This is a genomic window from Stenotrophomonas sp. YJH_SMC_82, assembly GCF_059368875.1.
The window spans coordinates 91,965-115,594 of record NZ_JCAFSE010000003.1 but is presented as its reverse complement, the minus strand read 5'-3'; the positions used below and the strand labels follow the sequence as shown (position 1 = coordinate 115,594).

The 23,630-nt window shown below is 68.4% G+C and carries 20 protein-coding genes; 7 read left to right on the top strand and 13 right to left on the bottom strand.

Annotated elements, in window-relative coordinates; genetic code table 11:
* Nucleotides 1-14: 14 nt before the first annotated feature.
* The 7 genes from AC5P53_RS13210 to AC5P53_RS13180 all read right to left on the bottom strand — a co-directional run bounded on the left by AC5P53_RS13210 (nucleotide 15) and on the right by AC5P53_RS13180 (nucleotide 6,803).
* Nucleotides 15-1,661, bottom strand: a complete 1,647-nt coding sequence (locus AC5P53_RS13210; RefSeq protein ID WP_241886992.1) for an MFS transporter — start codon at nucleotides 1,659-1,661, stop codon at nucleotides 15-17.
* Nucleotides 1,655-2,938 carry an alginate export family protein gene (locus AC5P53_RS13205; protein WP_241886994.1) on the bottom strand — a complete coding sequence of 428 codons (1,284 nt, stop codon included), beginning with the start codon at nucleotides 2,936-2,938 and terminating at the stop codon, nucleotides 1,655-1,657. The genes AC5P53_RS13210 and AC5P53_RS13205 overlap by 7 nt, the downstream gene beginning before the upstream one ends.
* Entirely contained in the window at nucleotides 2,917-4,764 is a 1,848-nt protein-coding gene (locus tag AC5P53_RS13200; RefSeq protein ID WP_180835401.1) for an amidohydrolase, read from the bottom strand. The genes AC5P53_RS13205 and AC5P53_RS13200 overlap by 22 nt, the downstream gene beginning before the upstream one ends.
* Before the next feature lie 119 nt (nucleotides 4,765-4,883).
* The gene (locus AC5P53_RS13195) at nucleotides 4,884-5,321 is read right to left on the bottom strand and encodes a DoxX family protein (RefSeq protein WP_053495060.1); all 438 of its coding nucleotides are present in this window, start codon (nucleotides 5,319-5,321) and stop codon (nucleotides 4,884-4,886) included.
* A gap of 2 nt (nucleotides 5,322-5,323) precedes the next feature.
* A complete protein-coding gene (locus AC5P53_RS13190; protein ID WP_014647472.1) occupies nucleotides 5,324-5,980 on the bottom strand; it encodes a hydrolase in 657 nt (218 codons plus the stop codon).
* Entirely contained in the window at nucleotides 5,977-6,393 is a 417-nt protein-coding gene (locus tag AC5P53_RS13185; RefSeq protein ID WP_049407118.1) for a helix-turn-helix transcriptional regulator, read from the bottom strand. The genes AC5P53_RS13190 and AC5P53_RS13185 overlap by 4 nt, the downstream gene beginning before the upstream one ends.
* A gap of 77 nt (nucleotides 6,394-6,470) precedes the next feature.
* Nucleotides 6,471-6,803: a hypothetical protein gene (locus AC5P53_RS13180; protein WP_046431144.1), complete on the bottom strand. Its 333-nt coding sequence runs from the start codon at nucleotides 6,801-6,803 to the stop codon at nucleotides 6,471-6,473.
* Nucleotides 6,804-6,899: 96 nt separating this feature from the next.
* Here AC5P53_RS13180 and AC5P53_RS13175 point away from each other — a divergent pair, with 96 nt between their 5' ends.
* Together AC5P53_RS13175 and AC5P53_RS13170 are read left to right on the top strand one after the other, a co-directional pair.
* Nucleotides 6,900-9,929, top strand: a complete 3,030-nt coding sequence (locus AC5P53_RS13175) for a sensor histidine kinase (protein ID WP_241886996.1) — start codon at nucleotides 6,900-6,902, stop codon at nucleotides 9,927-9,929.
* Entirely contained in the window at nucleotides 9,922-10,575 is a 654-nt protein-coding gene (locus AC5P53_RS13170) for a response regulator (RefSeq protein ID WP_495227412.1), read from the top strand. Before AC5P53_RS13175 ends, AC5P53_RS13170 begins: the two co-directional genes overlap by 8 nt.
* Before the next feature lie 419 nt (nucleotides 10,576-10,994).
* On the opposite strand, the gene AC5P53_RS13165 is transcribed toward AC5P53_RS13170, so the two are convergent.
* Complete coding sequence (locus AC5P53_RS13165; RefSeq protein ID WP_495227411.1) at nucleotides 10,995-12,185, bottom strand: MFS transporter; 1,191 nt, start codon at nucleotides 12,183-12,185, stop codon at nucleotides 10,995-10,997.
* Nucleotides 12,186-12,278: 93 nt separating this feature from the next.
* Here AC5P53_RS13165 and AC5P53_RS13160 point away from each other — a divergent pair, with 93 nt between their 5' ends.
* Nucleotides 12,279-13,208, top strand: a complete 930-nt coding sequence (locus AC5P53_RS13160; protein WP_014647478.1) for a LysR family transcriptional regulator — start codon at nucleotides 12,279-12,281, stop codon at nucleotides 13,206-13,208.
* A gap of 67 nt (nucleotides 13,209-13,275) precedes the next feature.
* On the opposite strand, the gene AC5P53_RS13155 is transcribed toward AC5P53_RS13160, so the two are convergent.
* Nucleotides 13,276-14,733, bottom strand: a complete 1,458-nt coding sequence (locus tag AC5P53_RS13155; protein WP_241886999.1) for an amidohydrolase family protein — start codon at nucleotides 14,731-14,733, stop codon at nucleotides 13,276-13,278.
* Nucleotides 14,734-14,784: 51 nt separating this feature from the next.
* Nucleotides 14,785-15,486, bottom strand: a complete 702-nt coding sequence (locus AC5P53_RS13150) for an ankyrin repeat domain-containing protein (protein WP_241887000.1) — start codon at nucleotides 15,484-15,486, stop codon at nucleotides 14,785-14,787.
* Nucleotides 15,487-15,608: 122 nt separating this feature from the next.
* On the opposite strand from AC5P53_RS13150, the gene AC5P53_RS13145 reads away from it, so the two are divergent.
* Both AC5P53_RS13145 and AC5P53_RS13140 read left to right on the top strand, forming a co-directional pair.
* The gene (locus AC5P53_RS13145) at nucleotides 15,609-16,490 is read left to right on the top strand and encodes a LysR substrate-binding domain-containing protein (RefSeq protein WP_241887001.1); all 882 of its coding nucleotides are present in this window, start codon (nucleotides 15,609-15,611) and stop codon (nucleotides 16,488-16,490) included.
* Between the two features lie 208 nt (nucleotides 16,491-16,698).
* Complete coding sequence (locus AC5P53_RS13140) at nucleotides 16,699-17,136, top strand: DUF3806 domain-containing protein (protein ID WP_069118246.1); 438 nt, start codon at nucleotides 16,699-16,701, stop codon at nucleotides 17,134-17,136.
* Nucleotides 17,137-17,213: 77 nt separating this feature from the next.
* Here AC5P53_RS13140 and AC5P53_RS13135 read toward each other — a convergent pair whose 3' ends face one another.
* The gene (locus AC5P53_RS13135) at nucleotides 17,214-18,374 is read right to left on the bottom strand and encodes an amidohydrolase family protein (RefSeq protein ID WP_180835378.1); all 1,161 of its coding nucleotides are present in this window, start codon (nucleotides 18,372-18,374) and stop codon (nucleotides 17,214-17,216) included.
* 184 nt (nucleotides 18,375-18,558) lie between these two features.
* Between AC5P53_RS13135 and AC5P53_RS13130 the strand changes: the two genes are divergently transcribed.
* On the top strand, nucleotides 18,559-19,200 hold the full coding sequence (locus AC5P53_RS13130) for a hypothetical protein (RefSeq protein ID WP_049440926.1): 642 nt from the start codon (nucleotides 18,559-18,561) through the stop codon (nucleotides 19,198-19,200).
* Nucleotides 19,201-19,280: 80 nt separating this feature from the next.
* Here the strand turns inward: AC5P53_RS13130 and AC5P53_RS13125 are convergent, their stop codons facing one another.
* The gene (locus AC5P53_RS13125) at nucleotides 19,281-22,007 is read right to left on the bottom strand and encodes a TonB-dependent receptor domain-containing protein (RefSeq protein WP_241887002.1); all 2,727 of its coding nucleotides are present in this window, start codon (nucleotides 22,005-22,007) and stop codon (nucleotides 19,281-19,283) included.
* A gap of 179 nt (nucleotides 22,008-22,186) precedes the next feature.
* On the opposite strand from AC5P53_RS13125, the gene AC5P53_RS13120 reads away from it, so the two are divergent.
* Nucleotides 22,187-22,822 carry a GNAT family N-acetyltransferase gene (locus AC5P53_RS13120; RefSeq protein WP_241887003.1) on the top strand — a complete coding sequence of 212 codons (636 nt, stop codon included), beginning with the start codon at nucleotides 22,187-22,189 and terminating at the stop codon, nucleotides 22,820-22,822.
* On the opposite strand, the gene AC5P53_RS13115 is transcribed toward AC5P53_RS13120, so the two are convergent.
* Nucleotides 22,819-23,598, bottom strand: a complete 780-nt coding sequence (locus AC5P53_RS13115; RefSeq protein ID WP_227864326.1) for a CDP-diacylglycerol diphosphatase — start codon at nucleotides 23,596-23,598, stop codon at nucleotides 22,819-22,821. The two genes, AC5P53_RS13120 and AC5P53_RS13115, sit on opposite strands and share 4 nt — an antisense overlap.
* Nucleotides 23,599-23,630 lie beyond the last annotated feature (32 nt).

Genomic DNA, 23,630 nt, shown 5'->3' with positions numbered 1-23,630 from the left:
CGTCCCCTTTTTTTTCAGATGTCGGTGTGGTGATGCGGCACAGCGACAGGCAGCGGGTCATGCCCACCCACGAAGTGGCGCACCACCGGCGCACGCTCACCGCGATGCAATCCGCGCAGCACTTCCTGGATCGCCCTGTCGTCGGCGGTGATGCGTTCGTGCTGGCGCAGGTGCTCCAGCCACGACGGGGTCACGAAATACTCCAGGTGGATGCCTGGACTGGCCACGTCCTCGACCACGCCCCAGACCACGGCGCCATCGCGGCGGCGGATGGTGCCCAGCGTGCGCATCTGCGCCTGGAACGCGGCGCGATCAGCATCGTCAATGCGGTACTCGATGGTCACCAGCACCGGGCCTCGATCATTGGATACCGGTACCGACAGTTCGGGGGCTGGCCAGTGCCCCGCCGGACGCAGGTTCAGGTCTTCGGTGCCGGCGATGCGCACGCGCCACACCAGCAACCCGCCGATGACCGCACCCGCGGCAGCCACCAGCAGGGCCAGCTCCGGCGAGGTGCGCTGAGCCAGTGCGCCCCAGCTCAGGCCGCCGGCGGCCATGCCGGCAGAGAACACCATGATGTACAGCGCCAGCGCACGCGCACGCACCCACGCCGGCACTGCGGTCTGCGCCGCGATCTGCAGCGACGACAGCACGGTGATCCAGGCAAAGCCATTGACCAGCATCACCAGCGGCAGCACGTACCAGCTTCGGGTCAGCGCCAGCCCGACCAGGCTCATGGCCAGCGACAGGGTCGCCAGCAGCACCAGCAGGTCGCGATCCAGCTGCGCGCGCAGCTTCGGCAGCAGCAGCGCACCCCCCACCGCACCGATGCCGATGCAGCCGAGCAGCATGCCGTACTGGCCCGCCCCGCCCTGCATCTGCCCACGCACCACCACCGGCAGCAGCGCATTCATCGCTGCGGCGAAGAAGAAGAAGCCGACCGACTTGATCAACACCGCCTGCAACCGCCCGGCGCGGCTGGCATAGCGCAGGCCCGCTTTCAGGCCCGCACCGAAGCCTTCCGGCGGCAGGCTGGACTGCTTCGGGTCGCGCTTCCAGCCCCACACCACGAACAGCATCGCGGCGAAGGTGATGGCGTTGAAGCCGAAGGCCCAGACCGCACCGAGCTGGGCGACGATCACGCCGCCGATGGCCGGGCCGATCGAGCGCGCGATGTTGATGCCGATCGAGTTCAGCGCCACCGCCGAGGCCAGCATCGGCTGCGGCACCAGTTCGGACACGATAGCGGCCTGCGCCGGCATCGCCATCGCCGCACCGCAGCCCATGCAGAAGGTCAGCAGCACCAGCAGCTGCGGGGTCAGCATGTCCATCGCGGTCAGCGCCGCCATCACGGCGGCGACCAGCAGCATCCAGCCCTGCGTGGCCAGCAGGTACCTGCGGCGATCAACGATGTCGGCCAGGGTTCCGGCGGCCAGTGCCAGCAGCACGATCGGCACGGTGGTGGCCGACTGCACCAGGGCCACCATCAACGGCGAGCCGGTACGTTCGGCCATCACCCAGGCGGCGGCCACGTCGTTGACCCAGGTGCCGATGTTGCTGGCCAGGATCGCCAGCCAGATCGAGCGGAACATCTGGATCTTCAGTGGGGACCAGGCGCCTGCGGCCTGTGCGGGGGGGTGCGACGCGGTTGCGTTCACCATTGCCATGCTCCAACGATCGAGGCGAACAGCGTGTCCCGGCCGCCGGCCTGCTTCAGTGCAGGCCCGGCATCGACCCAGGCCAGCTGCAGCTGCCATTGCCAGTGTTCGCTGGCCTGCCAGCGGGTTTCGGATTTGTACTGCGTGCCGATGCGGCGCGCGCCGCCGGCGCTGCCCGGCAACGCCACCAGCGGTGCCGGCGTGGTGTAGACCGCATCGGCGCGACGATGCTTCCAGGCCATCTGTACGCCCAGTTCCGTGGTCACCGCGTCGTGCAGGCGCAGTGTCAGGGTCGGCTGGACGTCCATCAGGTTGGCCGGGGCCAGCAGGCTGGCCTCGCTGAAATAGGCCGATTTCGGGAACAAGGCATTGAAGGTGCCCAGGCGGCCGTCGTGCAGATTGCCATCGCCACTGGCGATGTCGGCCTTCAGCCCCAGACGCGGCTGCAGCGGCAGGTCCGTCCAGCGCCACCCCGTATCGGTGGCCAGCGTCCAGGCGTGGATAGCGAGCGTGCCAGCGGTCGTTCGCAGTTCACCGCCCTGCGCCACCAGCTCGCTGTTCCAGTCCAGTGCACCAGCCTGGCCGAACCAGCGCGCGCCCAGGGTCTGCCGACGTTCGGTGCCGCTGCCGGCGGCAAAGAGCGCGCCGTCGCGACGGTAGTCAAGCAGGTACAGATCCCACTGTCCCACGCCCCGCCCGCGTGCCGTGGTGGCATAGGCACCCCACAGGTGGGCGCCGTGTTCGCCGCGATCATCGAGGGCACCCGGTCGGTTCTCCAGCGGACGCAGCGCCATCAGTTCAAGCGTGCCGGATCTAACCTTCCAACCCACGCGCGCACCGTCGAACGCCAGGCGGATGTTCGGCCCATCGCGCACCGACAACAGCCGCGAGCTGCCATAGCCGGCTTCCTGCCGGCCGAGTTGCAGATGGAAGCCACCGCGCTGCCAGCGCCAGTACGCCTGCTGCACGTCCAGCGCGCTGCGGTCGGTGCGGCCGGGTCCACCTGCCTTGCCATTCTCGGCATGCACGCCCAGCTGCACCCGTGCCTGCCAGTTGTCCTCGACATACGTGGCCGACGCCAGTGCACGCAGCAGACCGTAGCCGTCTTCACTGCCGCCGATACCGAACCGGGCCGGGTCGTAGTACATCCCCCTGAAGCGCAGCGAGGCGTCCCATTGCAGTTGCCCGGCGCCCATGTCGGTGCAGCGGCCGGTGTCACAGGCCAGCGCCATCCATGGCATGGCCAGCAGCGCCAGGCTCAGAAGGCGAAGCACGAGCATCCCATCGCGCCCCAGAACGCGGTCAGGTCATCGGTGGGTGCCGCATGCCGGGCCGCATGCCCGTGCGCGCCGTGGGTGCTGCAGGCGACACCGTGATGGTGGCGATGGGCGGCGGCCAATCCGGTGGCAGCACCGCCGACGTGGTAGCCACCGAAGCGGTTGACCGGCGACCAGTCCGGCATCGCCGGCGGCAGCTGCGGCGCCAGGCCGGCGTAGTCGCCGTCGGCGTGCACGATGCGGCCGCCGACCACGGTCAGCAGGCTGGTGATGTCGGCGATCTGCGCGTCATCAACGCGGAAGAAGTCGGCCGAGAGCAGGATGAAATCAGCCAGCTGGCCAGCTTTCAGCGTGCCCTTCACCGCTTCGTCGCCGGAGAACCAGGCGCTGCCCTGGGTCCACAGGCGCAGCGCCTGTTCGCGCTCGAGCAGGTTCTCATCGCCATACAGGGCCAGCCCGCCCACGGTGCGCCCGGTCACCAGCCAGGACAACGCCACCCACGGGTTGTAGCTGGCCACGCGGGTGGCATCGGTACCGGCACCGACCGGCACGCCTTCGGCCAGCATGCGCTTGACCGGCGGCGTGTGCCGCGCCGCCTGCACACCATAGCGCTCGACGAAGGCTTCGCCCTGGTAGGCCATGCGGTGCTGCACGGCGATGCCGCCGCCCAGCGCGCGGATGCGTTCGATGTTGCGCGGGGTGATGGTCTCGGCGTGGTCGATGAACCAGTGCAGGCCATCGAACGGCACCTCGCGGTTGACCTGTTCGTACACATCGAGGATGCGGGTGATGCTCTCGTCATAGGTGGCGTGGATGCGGAACGGCCAACGCTTCTCGACCAGCAGTTTCACCACATCGTGCAGTTCCGGTTCCAGCTCAGGCGGCAGTTCCGGGCGCGGCTCGTTGAACAGCTCGAAGTCGGCCGCGGAGAACACCAGCATTTCGCCAGCGCCGTTGTGGCGCAGCAGGTCATCGCCCTGGCGCGGCTGCAGTATCTCGCTCCAGCCGCGGAAGTCGTCCACTTCCTTGCCCTTGTTCTGGGTGAACAGGTTGTAGGCGATGCGCACCGTCAGCTGGTCATCGCGATGCAGCTGCTCGATGACCTGGTAGTCCTCGGGGTAGTTCTGGAAACCACCGCCAGCGTCGATCACCGAGGTGATGCCGAGCCGGTTCAGTTCGCGCATGAAGTGGCGCGTCGAGTTGGCCTGGTATTCGATCGGCAGGCGTGGCCCCTTGGCCAGCGTCGCATACAGGATCAGCGCGTTGGGCTTGGCCAGCAGCAGCCCGGTCGGGTTGCCCAGCGAGTCACGCACGATCTGCCCGCCCGGTGGATCCGGCGTGTCCTTGCTGTAGCCGCAGGCGCGCAGCGCGGCGCGGTTGAGCAGCGCGCGGTCATACAGGTGCAGCAGGAACACCGGCGTATCCGGCGCAATGTCGTTGAGCTCCTGCAGCGTCGGCAGGCGCTTCTCGTTGAACTGTGCGGCAGTGAAGCCACCGACCACGCGCACCCACTGCGGTGCCGGGGTGCGGTCGACCTGGGCCTTCAACATGTCCAGCGCGTCGCCCAGCGAGCGCAAACCGTCCCAGCGCAGCTCCAGGTTGTAGTTCAGGCCACCGCGGATCAGATGGGTATGGCTGTCGTTTAGGCCGGGCAGCAGGCGCCGGCCCTGCGCGTCGATCAGGGTCGCTTCATTGCCCCAGCCGCGCATGATCTCCTCATCGCTGCCGACAGCGACGATGCGGCCCTCCTGCACGGCCAATGCCTGCGCGTGCGGCTGCTGCGGGTCGAGTGTGGTGATGCGGGCATTGCGGATGACCAGCGTGCTCATGCGACGCTCCTTGGAAGTGGAATCGAGTGCGGCAGCGGCGCGACCGGCCAGGCCGAGCGCAACCGCGGCACCGCTGGCCAGCACCACGTTGCGGCGGCCGTGGTCGAGGGGATCGTGACTCATGCGAAAGCTCCCGGAAGTCGTGGACCGTCCAGCGCCCAGGCCCCCGGCCCGGCCAGGGCGATGGCCAGCAGCACCGTGGCCCACATCAGCGGGTACTCACTGCCGCCGCGCATCCAGAACCAGCCCCTGGGCAAGGCCAACAGGACGGTGAAGCCGATGAAGGCAGCGGCGGCAAGCGCGGCGATGCGGGTCTGCCAGCCCAGCAGCACGGCCAGCCCGGACAGCACCTGCAGCAGGGACAACAGCAGCGGCAACGGCGCCACTGCCGGCAGCCCGAAACCGCGCAGCTCGGTGGCGAAGCCGGCCAGCCCCGGTCCGCCGAACCAGCCAAACAGCTTGCCCAGCGCGTGCGGCAGCAGGAAGCCGCCTGCCGCCACCCGCAGCATCAGCAGGGCCAGGTCGAGGCCGTGGCCGTGGCCGTGGCCGGCCAGCATGCTCAGTGCCCGCCTTCCTGCGCGCCGAACATGCGCTTGGCGTACTGGATGCCGATGCCATAGCCGCCGGCGTGGTCGCGGGCGATGCCGGTGGTCAGGTCGTAGGTTTCACCGCGTGCCCAGTCACGCTGCAGTTCAAGCAGGTACTGCACGCTGGTCATCGGCACCGCGCCGGCCTGCACCATGCGGGTGATCGCACGCTCGTGCGCTTCTTCGCTGACATCGCCACAGGCGTCGGTGATCACGTGGACCTCGAAGCCCTGCGCCAGCGCCGACAGCGCCGGACCCACGATGCAGACACTGGTCCACAGGCCGGCAAGAACCAGCCGGCGCTTGCCGATGCGGTTGATCTCATCGATTACCGGCTGGTCTTCCCAGGTATTCATCGAAGTGCGGTCGAACACCGGCTGGCCCGGGAAGATCTGCGGCAGTTCCGGGAACATCGGGCCGGAGAATGACGTCTCGGCCACCGTGGTCAACACGACCGGCACGTTGAACCCCTTGGCCCCCTTGCTGATCAGCGACACGTTGTTGCGCAGCGCGGAGATGTCGATCGTGTGGGTAGCAAATGCCATCTGCGACTGGAAGTCGATCAGCACCAGGGCATGGTCGGTGGGCGACAGCAGGGCCGGGGCGGGCGTGGCGGTGGCAAGGCTCATGGGTGGACTCCGTGGGAAACATGATCAGGGGGAAGCAGCAGGGCCGCATCGCCGGCCCGATACTGGCCGGGGCTGCAGCCGGTCTCGGCGCGGAAGCTGCGGACGAAATGGCTCTGGTCGAAGAAGCCCAGCTGCTGGGCCAGGCACGCCATCGGCAGCTGCGCGCTGGGCAGCAGTTGGCAGGCACGCTGGATGCGGCGGCGGCGCACGTAGCGCAGCGGGCTGGCACCGGTGCCGCTACGGAACAGGCGCACCAGGTGGAAGCGGCTGACACAGGCAGCCTGCGCCAGCTCTGTCACCCGCAGCGGCTGCGACAGGTGCTCATCGACATAGCGCAGGGCGCGCTGCAGTGCGGCGGCCTGCTGCGGGGCAAGCGGGGTGGCGGACGGATCGGACGGACTGACGGTGGCCATGCGGGGCGCCGCGAGGGGGTGGCCCATGGTGCGTGGCCGGCGCACGATGCCCTACCCCCGTCGGTCTAGGCCGGCACCTACCCGAATGGGGGAGGCCGACGGCCGAGCAGGCGGCGCCCGAACAAGCGCGCATCCACCGAGTAGGCGCCCGGCCCCAGCATCAGCAGCGCCGCAGGCAACGCCACCAGCGGCCAGGGTGCCTGCTGCGCGAACATGGTCGCGGCTGCCATCAGGGTCGCCAGCGGCGTCAACACGCCCAGCACGAGCATGGCCGCCGCCAGCCCGCACAGCACCGCCCCCCAACCAGCATGCGTGCCAGGCGCGCACAGCGCGGCGGCCAGGCACAGCCGCAGCCACAGCAGGCCGATGCCCGGACCGCGATCAGGGAACATCACGAACAGGCGCTGCATGGCCGGGCTCCAGGGGTCATGCCGGCGTGATAGCCGACCACGGCGGCCACTGCCTACCCCGTTCGGGTCACCCCGGACTGCCCCGCACCTGCCAGAATGCGCGCCATGCGTGGCCGCCCCTTCCCGTTGCAACGTCACCTGCGGACGCTGCTGACCTGCCTGCTGCTGTTGACCGCCCTGCCCGCCCTTGCCGTGCAGCGCCCGCCGGTGAGCGGCGGGTTGCCCGATTACGAGCACACGGCCTGGCGCGTCGGCCAGGGCGCCCCCGGTGACATCTGGGACATCACCCAGGACCGCGATGGCCTGTTGTGGCTGGCCACCGGCTCAGGGCTGTACCGCTTCGACGGTCGTCGCTTTGAACGCCAGGCCGCTCCCGCGGGCAGCCATTTCCCGTCCACCAACATGGTCACCCTTGCGCGGGGCCGCGACGATGCACTGTGGATCGGCTACTTCCAGGCCGGCATCAGTCAGTTTGCGCGCGGCCAGCTGCACAACTACGGCCGCGACCAGGGCGTGCCGGTGGGTGTGGTGCCACACTTCAGCCAGGACCGTGACGGCCGGCTGTGGGCCGCGATCAATGGTGGACTACGCCAGTTCACTGGCCAACGCTGGCAGCCGCTGCCCGCTGGCATGGGGGTGCCGGAACATCGCGTGCAATGGCTGCTGCACGACAGCCGCGGCACCTTCTGGGTACTGGCCGACCTGAAGATCTGGGTGCGCGCGGCCGGCCAGGCGGCCTTCAAGGACACCGGCATCGCCGTTTCGCAGATGGCGACGCTGGCCGAAAGTCCGCAGGGGGAAGTGTGGCTGGCCGACCGCGTGCGCGGTACGTCGCCGCTGGCCAACGCACGAGGCCTGCTGCCGGACAGCGAGCGCGAGGCACGGCGGTTGCCGGAGCTGGTGGCGGCGCGCCTGCAGTTCACTGCCGATGGCGCGCTGTGGGCAACGATGAGCCCGCATGGCGGTGTCGCCCGGGTCACCTTCGATGGCGACCGCGCCATACGCATGGAGCGCTTCGATTCGCCGCACGGGCTGACCGCCACGTCGGCCGTGCCGATCATCGTTGATCGCGAAGGCAATCTCTGGGTCGGCACCAATCTCGGCCTCAACCGCTTCCGCGCGCGCAGCGTGCACACGCTGGCGGTTGGTCCAAGTGATCCCTACCGCTCGCTGGTGCGGGCCAGCGATGGCCATGTGTATGGCTATGGCGAAGACCTCAAGCCCTACGACCTCGAGCGCACCCTGCTCGATGGCAGCGCCACGCAGCTGCAGGCCGCCGCGCGCCAGGCAGCTGCCCCGATCTGGCAGTTCGACTGGGTCAACCTTGCGCGCACCGTGGCCGGCCGCACCACGCGGATTCCGCTGCCTGCGCCGTTCACCGGGCAACCACTGCATGCCCTGCTGTTCCCCGACGACGAACAGGCCTGGGTCTGCACCGGCGAACGGGGGCTGCTGCACTACCAGCAGGGCCAGTGGCAACGCGAACGCCGCCTGCCCGAACAGGCCTGCTCGTCACTGGCGCTGGATGCCAACGGCCAGCTGCTGCTCGGCTATGCAGACGGCCGGCTGCGCCGCATGGGGGCGACGCAGATCGAAACCTTCGACGCCAGCCACGGCCTGTCGGTCGGGCCGATCACGGCGGTACTCGATCATCAGGACCTCCTGCTGGTAGCCGGCGAGGCCGGATTGGCCGTGCGCCCGGGCAATGGCCGGTTCGTTCAGGTGAGCACCGACATGGCCGGCGTCATGGAAGGCATCACCGGCATGGTGGCCGATGCGAATGGCTACCTCTGGCTCAATGGCAGTCGTGGCCTGGTCCGGCTCGGGAGCGATCAGCTGCGGCGCGCACTGCGCAGCCGGCAGCCGGTGACGCCCCGCCTGTTCGATGCGGTGGACGGCATGCCGGGCATCGCCCTGCAGAGCGGACCGATCGCCACCACCGCGCTGGCCAGCGATGGCCTGTTGTGGCTGGCCACCAACCAGGGCCTGGCCTGGCTGGACACCACCCGCTCGCACGTCAACACCATGGCGCCCAGCGTGCGCATCGGCGACGTGCTGTACGGCAGTGAACACCAGCCACTGCGCGACGGCCTGCGCCTTCCGGCCGGCACCAGCCAATTGCAGATCGATTACGTGGCGCTGTCGTTGGCGCGCCCGGAGCGCAACCGCTACCGCTATCGCCTGTCCGGGGTCGACGACGGCTGGCAGGATGCCGGCAGCAGCACGCGCGCGTATTACACCAACCTCGCACCGGGCAATTACCGGTTCGAGGTGGAAGCCGCCAACGAAGACGGCATCTGGAGCACTGCACCCGCCAGCCGCACCTTCCGCATCGCCCCCACCTTCATGCAGACCCTGTGGTTCAAGCTGCTGTGCGCCGCCGCGGTGCTTGCGCTGCTGGTCCTGGCGGTGCGCATCCGCAGCGGGCAGCTGGCTGCACTGTTCCGTGCGCGCCTGCAGGAACGCCATGGCGAACGCGAACGCATTGCCCGCGACCTGCACGACACGCTGCTGCAGGGCAGCCAGGGCCTGATCCTGCGGCTGCACGCGATCAGCCAGTCGCCGCAGACCCCGGACAGGGTGCGCGGCCAGCTGGAATCGGCGATGCAGCTGGCCGAACGCAACCTGGCCGAGGGCCGGGAGCGGGTCAACGCACTGCGCGACGGTCCTTTCGCGGGCCGCGACCTCGCTTCGGCGCTGGCCGATGTTCACGCCGAATACGCCGGGCACGGCACCAATCCGCTGCGCCTGACTGTGGAAGGCGCAACACCACCGCTGCAGGCCGATGCCGCCGAGGAGGTGTTCCTGATCGGCCGCGAGGCCATCCGCAATGCACTGCGCCACGCCAATGCCAGCGCCATCGAGGTAGAGCTGTCCTACGGCGCGCGGTGCTTCCTGCTGCACGTGCGCGACGATGGCGTCGGCATCGCCTACGAAAATGCCGGGCATGGCCATTGGGGCCTGCAGGGCATGCGTGAGCGCGCGCAGCGCCTCGGCGCGGAGCTGCGGCTGTGGACCCGCCCCGGGCTGGGCACTGAAGTCGCGCTGGCGGTTCCCGCCCGTCGCCTGTATCACCGCCGTCCATCGCGTTGGCGCTGGCCCTGGAGTAGAAGCCACCATGACTGAGTCCCCTGCCCCGATCGGCGTGCTGGTGGTCGACGACCACCCGCTGCTGCGTGACGGCCTGGCCGCGCTGCTGGGCGCCCATTCCGACCTGCGCCTGCTCGGCGAGGCCGCCGATGGCGAGGAAGCCATCGAGCGCTATCAGCAGCTGCAGCCGGACGTGGTGCTGATGGACCTGCAGATGCCACGCCTGGATGGTGTGGAAGCCATCGTGCGGATCCGCGCGATGGACCCGCGTGCGCGCATCATCGTGCTGACCACCTATCGCGGTGATGTGCGTGCGGTACGGGCGCTGCAGGCCGGCGCCAGTGCGTACCTGTTGAAGGACATGCTGCGCCACGAGCTGGTCGATACGATCCGCATGGTCGCTGGCGGCCGGCGCGCACCGATACCACCGGCAGTCGCTGCGAGCATTGCCGCACATGTGGTGGAGGACCGGTTGTCGCCGCGCGAGACCGAGGTGCTGCGGCATGTGGCCGGTGGCCTGTCGAACAAGCGCATCGGCGAGCGCATGCAGATTTCCGAGCAGACGGTGAAGGCGCACATGAAGAGCCTGATGGACAAGCTCGGGGTGGGTGATCGCACGCACGCGGTGACCCAGGCGCTGCGGCGCGGCATCATCAGCCTGGACGACTGCGGTCACGATTAGGGGGTTGTTCGGCAGGGCTTGCAGCCCTGCACCCGCTACGCGCTGGAGCAACAGCAACAGCATGGATTCCGTGGGATGGCGGGGCGGTGTCGGACTGCGGGGACGCTGCAAGTACGTCCCTGCAAGCTTGGCAGCCGCATCCATGCGGCTGACACCCCGCACTCCGACACCGCCCCACCTCTGACGGATTCCGATGGCGTTTGGTAGGTGTCGACCTTGGTCGACACTTCTGTCAGATATCGAAATCAATCAGGGGTCAGATCCGTTTTCCTTCGGAAAACGGATCTGACCCCAAGAGCCGTTCCAACAGACCGCAGGAACCTGTCGAAGGCTACTGAAAATCCGCTGTTTGCGCTGTTGCCGGCCAGCGGCCGGCACTACCGCAGGTGCAGGGCTGCAAGCCCTGCCGAACACCACCCCTACTTCAAACGCAGCAGCAGACTGCCGCCCGCGCACATCACCGCCAGCCAGGCCACGCCGTGCCACCCCCACTGCGCCAGCGCCAGGCTGCCCAGCGCACCGCCAGCGGCCATGCCGATGAACATGCCGGTGAACAGCAGCGCGTTGAGCCGGCTGCGTGCCGGCGGCACCAGGCCATAGACCAGCGTCTGGTGCGCCACCAGCGCCGACTGGAAACCGAAGTCGAACAGCAGCGCACTCACCACCAGCAGCGGCAGCAGCGCGGCGGCCGGCAGCCAGGCTTCGGCCAGCAGCAGGCCGAAGCCCAGCAGCGCCACCGCGATCGCCAACCGCGTCACGGCATGGCAACCCAGGCGATCAGCGAAACGTCCTGCGAACGGTGCGGCCAGCGCACCGGCCGCACCCGCAATACCGAACGCACCCGCCGCCGCACTGCCCAGGCCCAGGCGGGCATGCAGCATCAGCGCCAACGTCGACCAGAATGCGCTGAAGCCGACCGCCAGCAACGACTGGCTCGCCACCGCGCGACGCAGCTGCGGCTGCTCGCGCCACAACGCCAGCAGCGAGCCCAGCAACGCCGGATAGCGCAGCGTGCTGGTCGGTGCGAAACGCGGCAGCGCACGCGCCATCACTGCGCCCATCGCCGCCACCGATACCTCGGCCAGCACGAACTGCGTACGCCAACCCCATGCCTCGGCCACCACGCCACTGACCACGCGCGACAGCAGGATGCCGAGCAGCAGGCCGGTCATTACCCGGCCGACGATCTGGCCGCGCTGTGCATCCGGCGCCAGCACCGCAGCGGCCGGCACGATGTCCTGCGCCAGCGTGGCCATCAACCCGACCAGCAGGCTGGCCATCAGCAGGCCCGGCAGGTGCGCGGCCATCGCTGCGGCGCCCAGTGCCAACGCCAGCAGCGCGGACTTCAACAGGATCAGGTGGCGGCGGTCGAAGCGGTCGCCCAACGGTGCCAGCAGCAGGATGCCCAGCGCGTAGCCGAGCTGGGTCAGGGTCGGCACCAGCCCGGCGGCGCGCTCACCTGCGCCAAGGTCCTGTGCGATCAGGCCCAGCATCGGCTGGCTGTAGTACAGCGAGGCGACCGAAAAGCCGGCGCCGGCCGCCATCGCCAGCACCAGCGGGGTGGAAGGCGCGTTCGCGGGTGCGACGACGGACAGCGAAGGGGTAGACATGGGGGAGTCCGGTGGAGGAAGTGGGCGTATCCTGCCCGTATTCGCCATGCGTCTGTAGTAGGCTCCTGCACATATACTTCATACGTGACACGCATGAATGACCTCGCCACCGGCGCCGATCGCCTGGATCTGCTGCGCACCTTCCTGCGCATCGTCGATGCCGGCAGCCTGTCTGCCGCCGCCGTGCAGCTGGGCACCACCCAGCCGACGGTCAGCCGGCGCCTTCAGGCACTGGAGCGGCAGCTCGGCCTGCGCCTGCTGCAGCGCTCCACCCATGGCCTGCAGCTGACCGAAGATGGCCTGCGCTGCCAGCGCCATGCGCAACGCGTGGTCGACGAATGGGAGTCGCTGCAGGCCGAACTGCACGGCGAACCGGAAACGCTGCGCGGACGCCTGCGGGTGATGGTGCCGCATGCCTTCGGCCAGGCGCAGCTGCTGCCGACCATGCTCGCGTTCCTCGCCCAGCACCCACAGCTGAGCCTGGAGTGGATCCTGGAAGATCGTCGCCCGGATTTCATCGCCGAAGGCATCGACTGCGCGGTGCGGGTGGGACCGGTCGACGAACCGCGCATGGTCGCACTGCCGCTCGCCGAAGTGCCGCGCATCGTCGTGGCAGCGCCCTCGCTGGTGCAGGCCACCGCGATCAGCACACCAGAACAGGCGCAGGCACTGCCGTGGATTTCACTGGTCACCTACTACCGCGAACGCCTGCTGCTGCATGACGCGCAGGGGCGTGCGCATACCCTTTCGATCAGCCCGCGCCTGCTCAGCGACAACCTGTTCGTGGTGCAACAGGCCGCATGTGCTGGGCTGGGTGCAGCGGTGGTCTCGGCCTGGCTGGTGGCCGGAGACCTCGCACAAGGGCGGCTGGTGCAGCTGCTGCCGGACTGGCAGGCGCCGGCGCTGCCGGTACACGTGGTATTTCCCGCCGCGCGCCAGCAGCCGCCACGGCTGCGCGCCTTCATCGATGCGATGAAGGCCGCACTGCCGCAGCTGCACGGAATGCGGCCGGCACCGCGTTAGGTCACCGACCGCATAGAAGCCACAGGGTCGGATCCCTTCCCACGGGGAAGGGCTCTGACCCTGTCGATCACTGCGCCTTCGCCGCCTCGGCATTCCACGCCGCCACCTTGGCCTTGGTATCAGCCAACATCTTGTCCAGCGCGGCGCGGTCATACACGTTGCCACGCAGGATCACGCTGTCGATCTTTTCGGTGGCGGCAATGTCCTGCAGCGGGTTGGCGGTCAGCAGCACCAGATCGGCGGCCTTGCCTTGAGCAACACCCCCGTAACGATTCATCTGGCCGAACCAGGCCGGGCCGGAACGGGTCGCGGCAGACAGCGCCTGCGGCGCGCTCAAGCCCTCCTTCACGAACAGCTGCAGTTCCTGGTGCAGGGCGATGCCCGGGAAGTTGAACGAGTTGAGGAAGCCCGCATCGGTGCCGGCGATGATCGTCACGCCGGCTTCCTGCAGCATCGGCAGCACGGCGGCCACCTGGTGGTACTGCGCATGGCGCGCTTCGATCTGCGCTGGCGTTGCCTTGGCGGCACGTTCAACGCGCCACTGGTAGGTCGCGCGCAGGCCCGGGCCGATGTAAGCCAGGTACGGATCGTTCGCGTGGTCATCCTGGTCAAGGAAATCGAGGATGCGGCCACCGTTGAGGGTCGGGGTCACGAACACGCCGCGCCTGGCGAAATCGCGGTAGGCACGCATCGCCGTATCGCGGTCGAAGCTGGCGTCGAGGCGGCGGTTGGCTTCGGCGCGGTCGATGCGGCCGGCACCGAAGTCGCCAGCAATCTGCGCCTCGTCCTTGCTCCCGGCCTTGAATGCGTAGTCCAGATGCTCGATCGAGGCCAGCCCGGCATCGATTGCCTGCTCCACGGTCAGCGCCATCGGGATGTGCCCCGACGCCTTGAATCCGGCATTGCGCGCGGCACTGGCCGAGTACAGGAACAGTTCCGGCTTCAGCGTGCTGTCGGTGATCTTCACGAAATCGACCTTGTCGTGCTGCAGGCGGGTGATCGCCTTGTCGACGTCGGCCTTGCTGCCCACTTCGATCGTGCCCTTCCAGACCGGCTTGAGGCCTTCGATCTTCGCGCCCGAGCTGAGCAGCCGCGGACCGAACAGCGTGCCCTTGGCAATTTCCCCGCGCCACTGCAGCACCTGCTCGGGCAGGTCGCCGGAACAGTCACGCACCGTGGTGATGCCGTGCGCGATGTACAGCGGCAGCAGTGCCTTGTTCTCTTCGATCAGCGCCGGGCCACCACCAAAGTGCACGTGCATGTCCCACAGGCCCGGGATCAGGTACTTGCCCTTGGCATCGATCTGGCGGGCCGCGCTCCATTGGCTGCGCAGCTGCGCGTCCGGGCCGACGGCGACGATGTCCTCGCCACGGATCACCACGCTCTGCCCGGCCCGGGTACTGGCGTGCTCGACATCGACCACGGTGGCATTGCGGATCAGCAGGTCGGCGCGCTCGGCGGCAGACGCCGACAGCGGTGCCACCGCAAGGAGGATGGCAAGGGACAACGGACGGGAACGGAACATGGACAGCATCCTGATGGGCACGCCCAGCGTGCGGGTGGACGGGGTTTGCATTCAGCGCACCGCGCCGTGCTGGCGCAGCAGGGTCTCAATTCCGGTATAGCCGCGCTGGCGCGCGTGCGCCAGCGGCGTCACGCCGTCGCCGTCGGCCAGCTCCGGGTCGGCGCCGGCCTCCAGCAGCAACTGCACGATCTGCAGGTGGCGCGCACCGCCATCGCCGAGCAGGATTGCTTCCAGCAGCGCGGTCCAGTGCAGGCGGTTCACATGATCGACCGCCACGCCCGCGCGCAGCAGCGTACGTACGGTGGCGACGTGGCCACGCTCGGCGGCCGGAATCAGCGCGGTGCCGCCATAGCGGTTGGTGCTGCGCAGATCGGCGCCATGCGCCAGGGTCATCGCCAGGATCTCATCCAGGCCCCGCGCGCCGGCGTACAGGTAGGCGCTGTCCTGCATGGCGTCCTTGGCATTGACGTCGGCACCGGCTTCGATCAGCTCGCGCGCGGCATCCACGTTGTTGCCCTGCGTGGCCAGCAGCAACGCCGTGCGACCCTGGCCATCGCGCGCCTCCAGCGTGGCGCCATCCTCGATCGCCTGCCGCACCGCATCGGCGTCGCCGCGGCTGGCGGCATCCCGCAGGCGCGCGTCTGCGTCGGCCCGGGACGTGGCGGTGCAGGCGGGGGTGACCATGGCCAGCAGGCACAACAGCAGCACGCGCGTGAACGGCGCAGGCCGGCCAGCGGAATGATGGACGCGCATGACAGTGTCTCCTCATGTCCGTCGCCACGGAACGCCGTGCGACGGTAGCAACAGCCGGGCATTGCCGGCCCCTGCCCTGCATGGTAGAAGTCGGCCTGGGTATCCAGAAGTGAAATGTTCAAATGCAAGACAGTGCCAAATCGAATAGAACCCTGTTCGAACTGGAACTGCTGCGGGCGCTGGTGATGGTGGCCGACTGCGGCAGCTTCACCACGGCCGCCACCCGCCTGCATTCGACCCAGTCCACGGTCAGCCAGAAGGTGCGCCGCCTGGAAGAGCTGGCGGGGCATCGCCTGCTCGAGCGCGGCCACCGCGACGTGCACCCCACCGACGCCGGCCACACCCTGCTCGGCTATGCGCGGCGCATGCTCGACCTGAACGAGGAAATGGCGCAGGCGCTGGCCGGCGCCACCGTGGAAACCGCGGTGCGCATCGGTGTCCCCGAGGACTTCGTCAACGCGCAGACCACACGCATGCTTGCCGCTTTCAGCCGCCGTCACCCGCAGGTGAAGCTGGAAATCAGCAGCGGCCTCAGCCGCGACCTGGCGCACGGCTTCGACCACGGTGAACTGGATCTTGTGCTGGTCAAGCAGCGGCGTAACAGCCGTCAGGCGGTGCACTGCCGCCGCGAGCCGATGCACTGGATCGACAGCCTGCGCAGCAGCTGCCTGCAGCAGGACCCGCTGCCGCTGGTCACCTTCCCGCCGCGCGGGCTGTACCGCGACGAGATGATCCACGCCGTGGAAGCGCTGGGCCTGCGCTGGCGCATCGCCTTCACCAGCTCGTCGCTGAGTGGCATCCAGGGTGCCGTGGCCGATGGCATCGGCATCAGCCTGCTGCCCCGCCGCGCGGTCGCCCGCGATCATCGCATCATCGATGGTGAGCGCGACCTGCCGGTGATCGACAACTACGAAATCGGCCTGCTGCATCGTGCGGACGCCGACGATGCGGTGCGCGCGCTGGCCAGCGAGCTGTGGCGGCAGGTGCAGCGCGAACCGGATTGACCACTGCAACTGCGGTAGCGTGGGCCGCTGGCCGGCAGCCGCGACGGCAACATCGTCCCGCGTGGGGTCAGATCCGTTTTCCGAAACGGATCTGACCCCGAAGCGAAATCCGCGCATTGACCATCGAAAGCTGATCACGCCTGTCGCGCGGAAGTCACGGCTCTGCCGCTAGAGTGCCCCCTGTTTCCGTGCTCCACGGCATCGTGTCATGTCCGACGAAATCCCCGCCCGCTTCGACCCCCTGCCCGCCGCCCTGCAGACGCACCTGCAGCACCAGCGCTCGCTGATCGCCGCGCGCGTCGCCGCCGGCTTCCCGACGCTGCCGGTGCAATGGCCGCTGGCGGCCAGCACGCTGCAGCGCGTGATCGATGCCGAGCTGATCGAGCCTGACGACTGCGATGGCTGGGAAGCGCTGGGCGTGGCGTTCGGTGACACCCTGGCCCAGCGCGTGCCGGGGCTGGCCTGGATGCAGGTCACCGACGCCTGGGGCATCGATGCAGTGCTGCGTTATGCCGACAGCAGCCTGCAGATCGGCGCCAGCACACTGCTGCTCAAGCGCGTCGAACAGGGCGAAGTCATCGACATCGCCCACCTGCTGGCGTGGCTGGAAGCGTTCGTCGCTACCCGCGCCGACGATTACGCCTGACGACACATCGAGATGGATCCATGCCATCCGTGGATGAATGAGACCACGCGATGGCTCCCTCCACGCACGGCGTGGATCTACAACCAGCGGCCGTCAACCACCACCCGGCGCTCCACCGGCACCCCGGCCACGGCCGCCGGGCCATGGTCCGCACGCACGGCCACGAACGTCGCCGGCCGGCCTTCGGCGATGCCGTGCTGCGGCAGCCCGATCACCTGCGCGCCATGGGTGGTGACCATGTCCAGCGCCAGCATCAGGTCGCCATCGGTGTAGAAGCCCGAGCGGTAGCCCAGCAGCATCGCGCGCTGCAGCAGGTCCCCATTGCCATACGGCCACCAGCAGTCGCGGATGTTGTCATTGCCGGCGAACATGCGCACGCCGGCGTCGTGCAATGCACGCAGCGGCGGGAACGGATGGTCGCCCGGCGCGTTGCTCATGATCGCAACGCCCGCCGTGGCCAGTGCTTCACCCACCTGCAGCGCGCGCGCCAGCGGCACGTCGCCCAGCGAGTAGGCATGGCTGACCGCAACGCGTCCCTGCAGGCCGGCGGCACGGGTGCGTGCGGCGATGCGCAGCAGCTGGGCCAGTCCGGTTTCGCCGGGCTCATGCAGGTGGATGTCCAGCTGCACGCCATAGCGCTCGGCCAGGCCGAACAGCAGGGCCAGCTGGCCTTCGGCATCGCCGTCGAGCGTGGTCGGATCTATGCCGCCCAGCACCTCCACCCCTGCGGCAAGGGCCTGCTCCAGTACGGCGGCGGTGCCGGGACAGGACATCACCCCGGCCTGCGGGAACGCCACCAGCTGGATCCGCATGATGTCGGCACAGCGCCGCGCCGCTTCGCGGACCGCCTCGAGATGGCGCAGGCCGGTGCTGCCATCCACATCCACGTGGCAGCGCATCGCCACAGTGCCGAAGCGGCTGCACTGGCGGATCAATGCCTCGGCACGGTCCACCATCGGCGCGGCACCCGCTACCGCGGCCTTCTCCACCGCCAGCCGCTCACGCAGGCTGTTCACCGGCTGATGCGGGTGCCAGCGGTCGCCGACGAAGCTCTTGTCCAGATGGATGTGGCCGTCGACCAGCCCGGGCAGGACTGCGAAGCCCTGCAGGTCGACGCATTCCGCCCCGTCGGCCGGCGAGGCCTCGCCATTGAGGCCACTGATGCGGCCGCCACGGATATGGAAATGCAGTGGCGCGCCGTAGCGGTCTACACCGCCATGGACGAACTGAAGCGTCATCGGAAACTCCCGGAAAGCCAAGTCATGGCGCCATCCTGCGCGCTGGCACTGCCATCGGCCAACGAAATATCTGGATGCCACACATTCATCAGAACGATGAATGCCGCCGCGACGGCGGCTCGCAGCCACGCCGTGCACACGCCTGAACGGGTACCATAGGCACCTGTTTCCGCTGTGATGCCGCATGGGCCCGTCCGACCGCCACGATCGTCTCCGCCGCTGGCAGGCCGCGTCCCTGCTGGCTGCTGCCCCGATGGCCAGCCTGTCCGCCACTGATGCGGCCGCCACCGCGCCGCTGCAGGCGCCGCCTGGCCAACAGCGCATCGCCCCGGCGGCGCTGGTCGAGCGGCTGCACCAGCGTGTGCTTTCCGGGCAGAGCGCCACCGCCACCCTGGAACACTGGTGCGCCGAACACGGCCTGGCCGAACAGGCGCGGGTGCGCGCGGTGCGTGTACACGGCCAGGACAAGACAGCACCGGCCGACGTGCTGCAGGCACTGGGTGCGAAACCCGGCACCGCCCTTCGCTACCGCCGTGTGCAGCTGGTCTGTGGCAGCCGCGTACTCTCCGAGGCCGACAACTGGTACCTGCCGGACCACCTCAGTCCCGCCATGAACCAGGTGCTGGACAGCACCGACGAACCCTTTGGCCGCGTGGTTGGCCCGCTCGGCTTCCAGCGCCAGACACTGGCTGACCAGACCTTCTGGCCACCGCGTGGCGAAGGCGACCGCAGCGTGATCCTGGAAGTGCGCGCCCTGCTGCGCGATCGCCAGCAGCAGCCCTTCAGCTACGTCATCGAGTCGTACCTGCAGCAGGCACTGCCCTAGGCCACCGGCGCCCGCCATCACAGCGGACATCGACACAGCAGAAGGCCCGGCATTGCCGGGCCTTCTGTTTGCCAGCCGGATCAGCGGAACCGGTAGTCCAGCTGCAGCCAGTACTGGCGGCCATACGGGTCGTAGTTGCCAACCGGATAGAACGGCCAGCCGCCACCGTTCCTGTCCGCCGGCGGGCGGCTGTCACGCAGGTTGTTGACGATCACGCCCACCGACAGGTTCTCGCCGAACTGGCGGAACACGCTGGCGTTGTAGGTCATGTACGGCGCGATGCGGCCACTGCCATCGGTCTTCGGCAGTGAACCGAAACGGTTGCCGTACAGCGTGGTGGTCCAGTCACCCTGGTTCCAGGTGATGCTGCCATTGGCCTTGCTGCGCCACTGGTAGTCATCCAGCGAATTGCGGATGTCACGCTCCGGATCATCGGAGAACTGCCGGTACGTGTGCTCCAGCACCACGGTATAGGCCAGGCGCGTAGTGAAGCGGCCATAGCGGCCGGCATCGAAACGCCAGTTACCCTTCAGGTCCAGGCCACGCACCGATTCGGAGGCCGCGTTGATCGGATTGATCAGCACGCGGGTCACCTGGTCCGGCTGCACGGTTGCAGTGGACGGGTTGCGGATCACCCGCGACAGCGCGTCCTGGCACAGCGGTGAACCGATATCGCGCGCTTCCCCACCCAGCGTGCGGCCCAGGCGGCAATCGGCTTCGTCGCGCAGGATGCGGCTGGTATCGAGGCTGGTGACCTCGTTGTCGATGCGGATGTCGTAGTAGTCGGCACTGAAATCCAGGCCGGACAGCGGCGACCAGACCACGCCGAAACCATAGGATTTCGCGGTTTCCGGCTGCAGCTGCGCGTTGGCGCGGTTGCTGTAGTCGATCGACAGGCCGTTGTAGTCGCAGTTGTCGTACGACTGGCCTGCGGTGCGGCAGCGCCAGTAGTCGGTCATGCCCGGGTTGTAGCCGCGGGTCTCGGTCGCGAACACGTAGTTCATGTCCGGCGCACGGAAGCTGGTCGCAGCAGAGCCGCGGATCAACAGGCTCTCGATCGGGCGGAACTCGACGCCGAAGCTCCAGGTCGCCTTGCCGATGTGCTCGCCACCGGCGCGATACTGGTCATAGCGACCGGCCAGCGTCGTGGTCAGCGATTTCAGCAACGGCAACTGCAGCTCCACGCCGGCCGCATAGCGGTCACGATCACCGCCGGCACCGATACCGGCGCTGGTGTTCCAGAACTCGCCTGTGCCCAGTCGCGGGTCCGGGCGGTTGCGGTAGCCCTGGCTGCCGGCCTCGACCACCGCCGCCAATGCAGCGTCGCCACCGGGCAGCGCGAACAAACGGCCGTTGACGCTGGCGCTGAAGGTCTGCAGCCACGCCGCATTGCGGCTTTCCTGGTAGCCGGACAGGCCCTCGTATTCGCCCGGGGTCAATGGTTTGAACAGGCGTGCCGGGTCGGGCGCATAGACCTCAACGCCATTGCGTACGCCCAGCTTCGGACCGAGCAGGTATTCGTTGATGCCGGCCAGCAGCACCGGTCGGCGGGTGCGGTTCTCGTAACGCGAGCGGCTGTAGACCGCTTCGTAATCCCAACCGCTGTCGCCGATCTGGCCACGTGCGCCGACGTTGAACGACCACGAGTTTTCCAGGAAGCGGTTGGCATTGCGCGGCAGGCCGCCGATTTCCTCCGGCGCGAAGCGGCGGTACCAGCTTTCCAGGTTGCCGGTGCCCTGGTTGTAGAAGTAGTTGCGGGCCGAGGTCCAGGTCGGTGCACGCGTGTTGTTGTAGATCCGCGCGCTGCCCACGGCGACATCGGCGAACAGGTCGGTGGTCTCGTTGACGTGGAAGGTCAGCAGACCGTAGCCGTTGAGATTGCGCTTCTGGGTCTGTACGGTCCAGTAGCTGGCGGCGGCCTCGTTGCTGCCGCAGTACCAGCCCTGGCGCGGGTTGTTGGCACGGAACACGCTGCCGCCATAGATGTCCGACGCGGCGTCGCAGCCGTTGACGCCCGGATCGATGTTGCGGCCGGTGGCAGCATTGCGCCGATAGGCGATCGCGGTCGCCTGCGGCGCCTTGCCGGCCGGGTCATCGTCCAGCGAATCCATGAAGTCGCGCTGGCGCGCGTGGATCGCCTTGCGCACGTCGAACTCGAAACCGAACAGGCCGTCCCAGCGCTCGCCGGAACTGCCGCCCACCACCTGCACGCGCTGGTTGTCACCGCCGCCCTGCTGGGTGCCGCCGGCGCGCACGTTCACGTCCACGCCTTCAAAGCGGTCCTTGAGGATGATGTTGACCACACCGGCAATGGCGTCGGATCCGTACACCGCCGACGCACCGGCAGCCAGCACTTCGATGCGTTCGATCAGGGCGCTGGGAATGTTGGCCAGGTTGACAACGTTCACCGAGCCTTCGTAGGCCAGCGGGTAGTCGGCCTGGCGACGGCCGTTGACCAGCACCAGCGTGCGGTTCGGACCCAGCCCGCGCAGATTGATGGTGTTGGCGGCCGGCGTGAACGTATTGCCGAAATCCTCGCCCTGCACGTTGCCGGTGTTCTCGGTCAGCGCGCTGAGGGCGTCGAAGGCATTGCGGTAGCCCTGTGCGTCGATCTGCTCGCGGCTGATCACCGTCACCGGCGAGGGTCCCTCGACACTGGCACGTGGAATGCGCGAGCCGGTGACCTTCACTTCCTGCAATGTGGTGGGCGCGCTTTCCTGCGCGAAGGCCGGCAGCGAGGCCAGCATCAGGGACGACAGCGCGAGCACCAGCGGACGCGGGCGCATCGCCTTGTGGGGGGCGGACATGGGCTTCCTGGGGGAGTGGGCGGGTGGTACGGGAGCCGCAGCCGGTACGACATATAACGATCCCGTAACGAAAGTGTCCTGAATGGGTGGTTTCAACGGAAATGACCAGCCCTGATGGGCTTATGCCTGAACCGAATCAGACGCGTTTACGGCACCACCCCACTTTTGCAATGAATTGCATGGCCTGGCGCGTCAGTGATGCGCATCGTGCCGGGATGACCAACAGCGCCCCTTCCACCCACTTCGCCCCACTACGACCCGTCCTGCGCCGCCACTTGCTCCACCTCCAGGCCACGCCCATCACCCTGCGTTCGTTCCAGCGCACCGACCTGCCACGCTGGCGTGCCTTCGACGACCGTCGCCAGCGCGGCCAACGGCCGTCCTACGGCATTGATGAAGAGGCGCGGTTCCTCGCCAGCGTCTATCGTTCACGCCTGCAGGAAGACAACGACCTGCTGGTGCTGGGTGTGTTCGACGACGTGCAGGGCGTACTGCACGACCAGCTGCATATCCGCCTGCAGTCGCTGCACTCGCGCTGCGCCGAGCTGCAATCGCTGCAGCACCGGCACCCCCATCCGCAGGCGGCACTGCGGGCACTGTGCCCGTTCCTGTTCGACGATGTCGGCCTGCACCGCCTCTTCGTGCTGCTGCCGCCAGGCTGCACCAGCCCGTTTGCCCAGGCGCTGCAGGCCCATGGGTTCGTCCGCGAAGGGATCCTGCGCGACTACCATCTGGACGCGCAGGGATGGCATGACCGTCAGCTGCTGGCGCTGACCGCGTCGGCCTGGCGCAGCTGCCAGCAGCCGATCGGCTAGCGCACCCGCTCCAGTGCCGCACCGGCACCGGTCAAGACCGTGCAGGCATGGTCCTGTAGTTCCTCGCCGCTGGCATCGTTGCCGCTGGCGGCATCCACGCGGGTAGCTAGCAGGATGAAGCCGGGGCCGCCCCGCACCTCGCCGCGCCCGGCCACCACCAGGCTCCACTGGCCCACATCGCCCACGCCGCTCAGGCCATAGGCCAGCAGATTGAGCGGATTGGCGGTCAGTTCTGCACCGGGCAGCAGATAGGCCTGGTACTGATGCCCGCGCAGCGGCACCGGAAACGGTGACCAGCGCGGACCGAGCGCACCGGCATGTGCATCCAGTGCCTGCAGCACATCCGCGCGCAGGCAGTCGACATGGATATGCAGCTGGTGCTGCGAGCGACCGTGCGGCGAATTCAGTGCCAGGCTGGCCACGCTGCGCGGCAGCGGCCGGCCCAGGGCCTGTTCGGTATGCCCGCGCGCCTGCCAGGCGGCCGCAAAATAGTTGGGCACCCCACGCTGGTACAGGCCGTGGCTCTCGATGCCACTGACCTTGTCCAGCGGCATCAGCAGGAACTGGTAGTCACCGTGCGCATCCTTGACCAGCACGTCGCGGCGGCCTGCCGCCGTCTCCACCCGCAGGCAACTGCCACGCGGTCCTTCCACCGCCTTGCAGTCACGCTCGATCAAGCGCCACAGCGCATCGGAATGGGCCGGCGGTGGAGGTGGCGCGCTGGCGCAGGCGGACAACAGCAGCAGGGACGACAGCAGCAAGGGGCGCAGGGACACGGCAGCAACTCACGGAACAGGCACGGCAGACG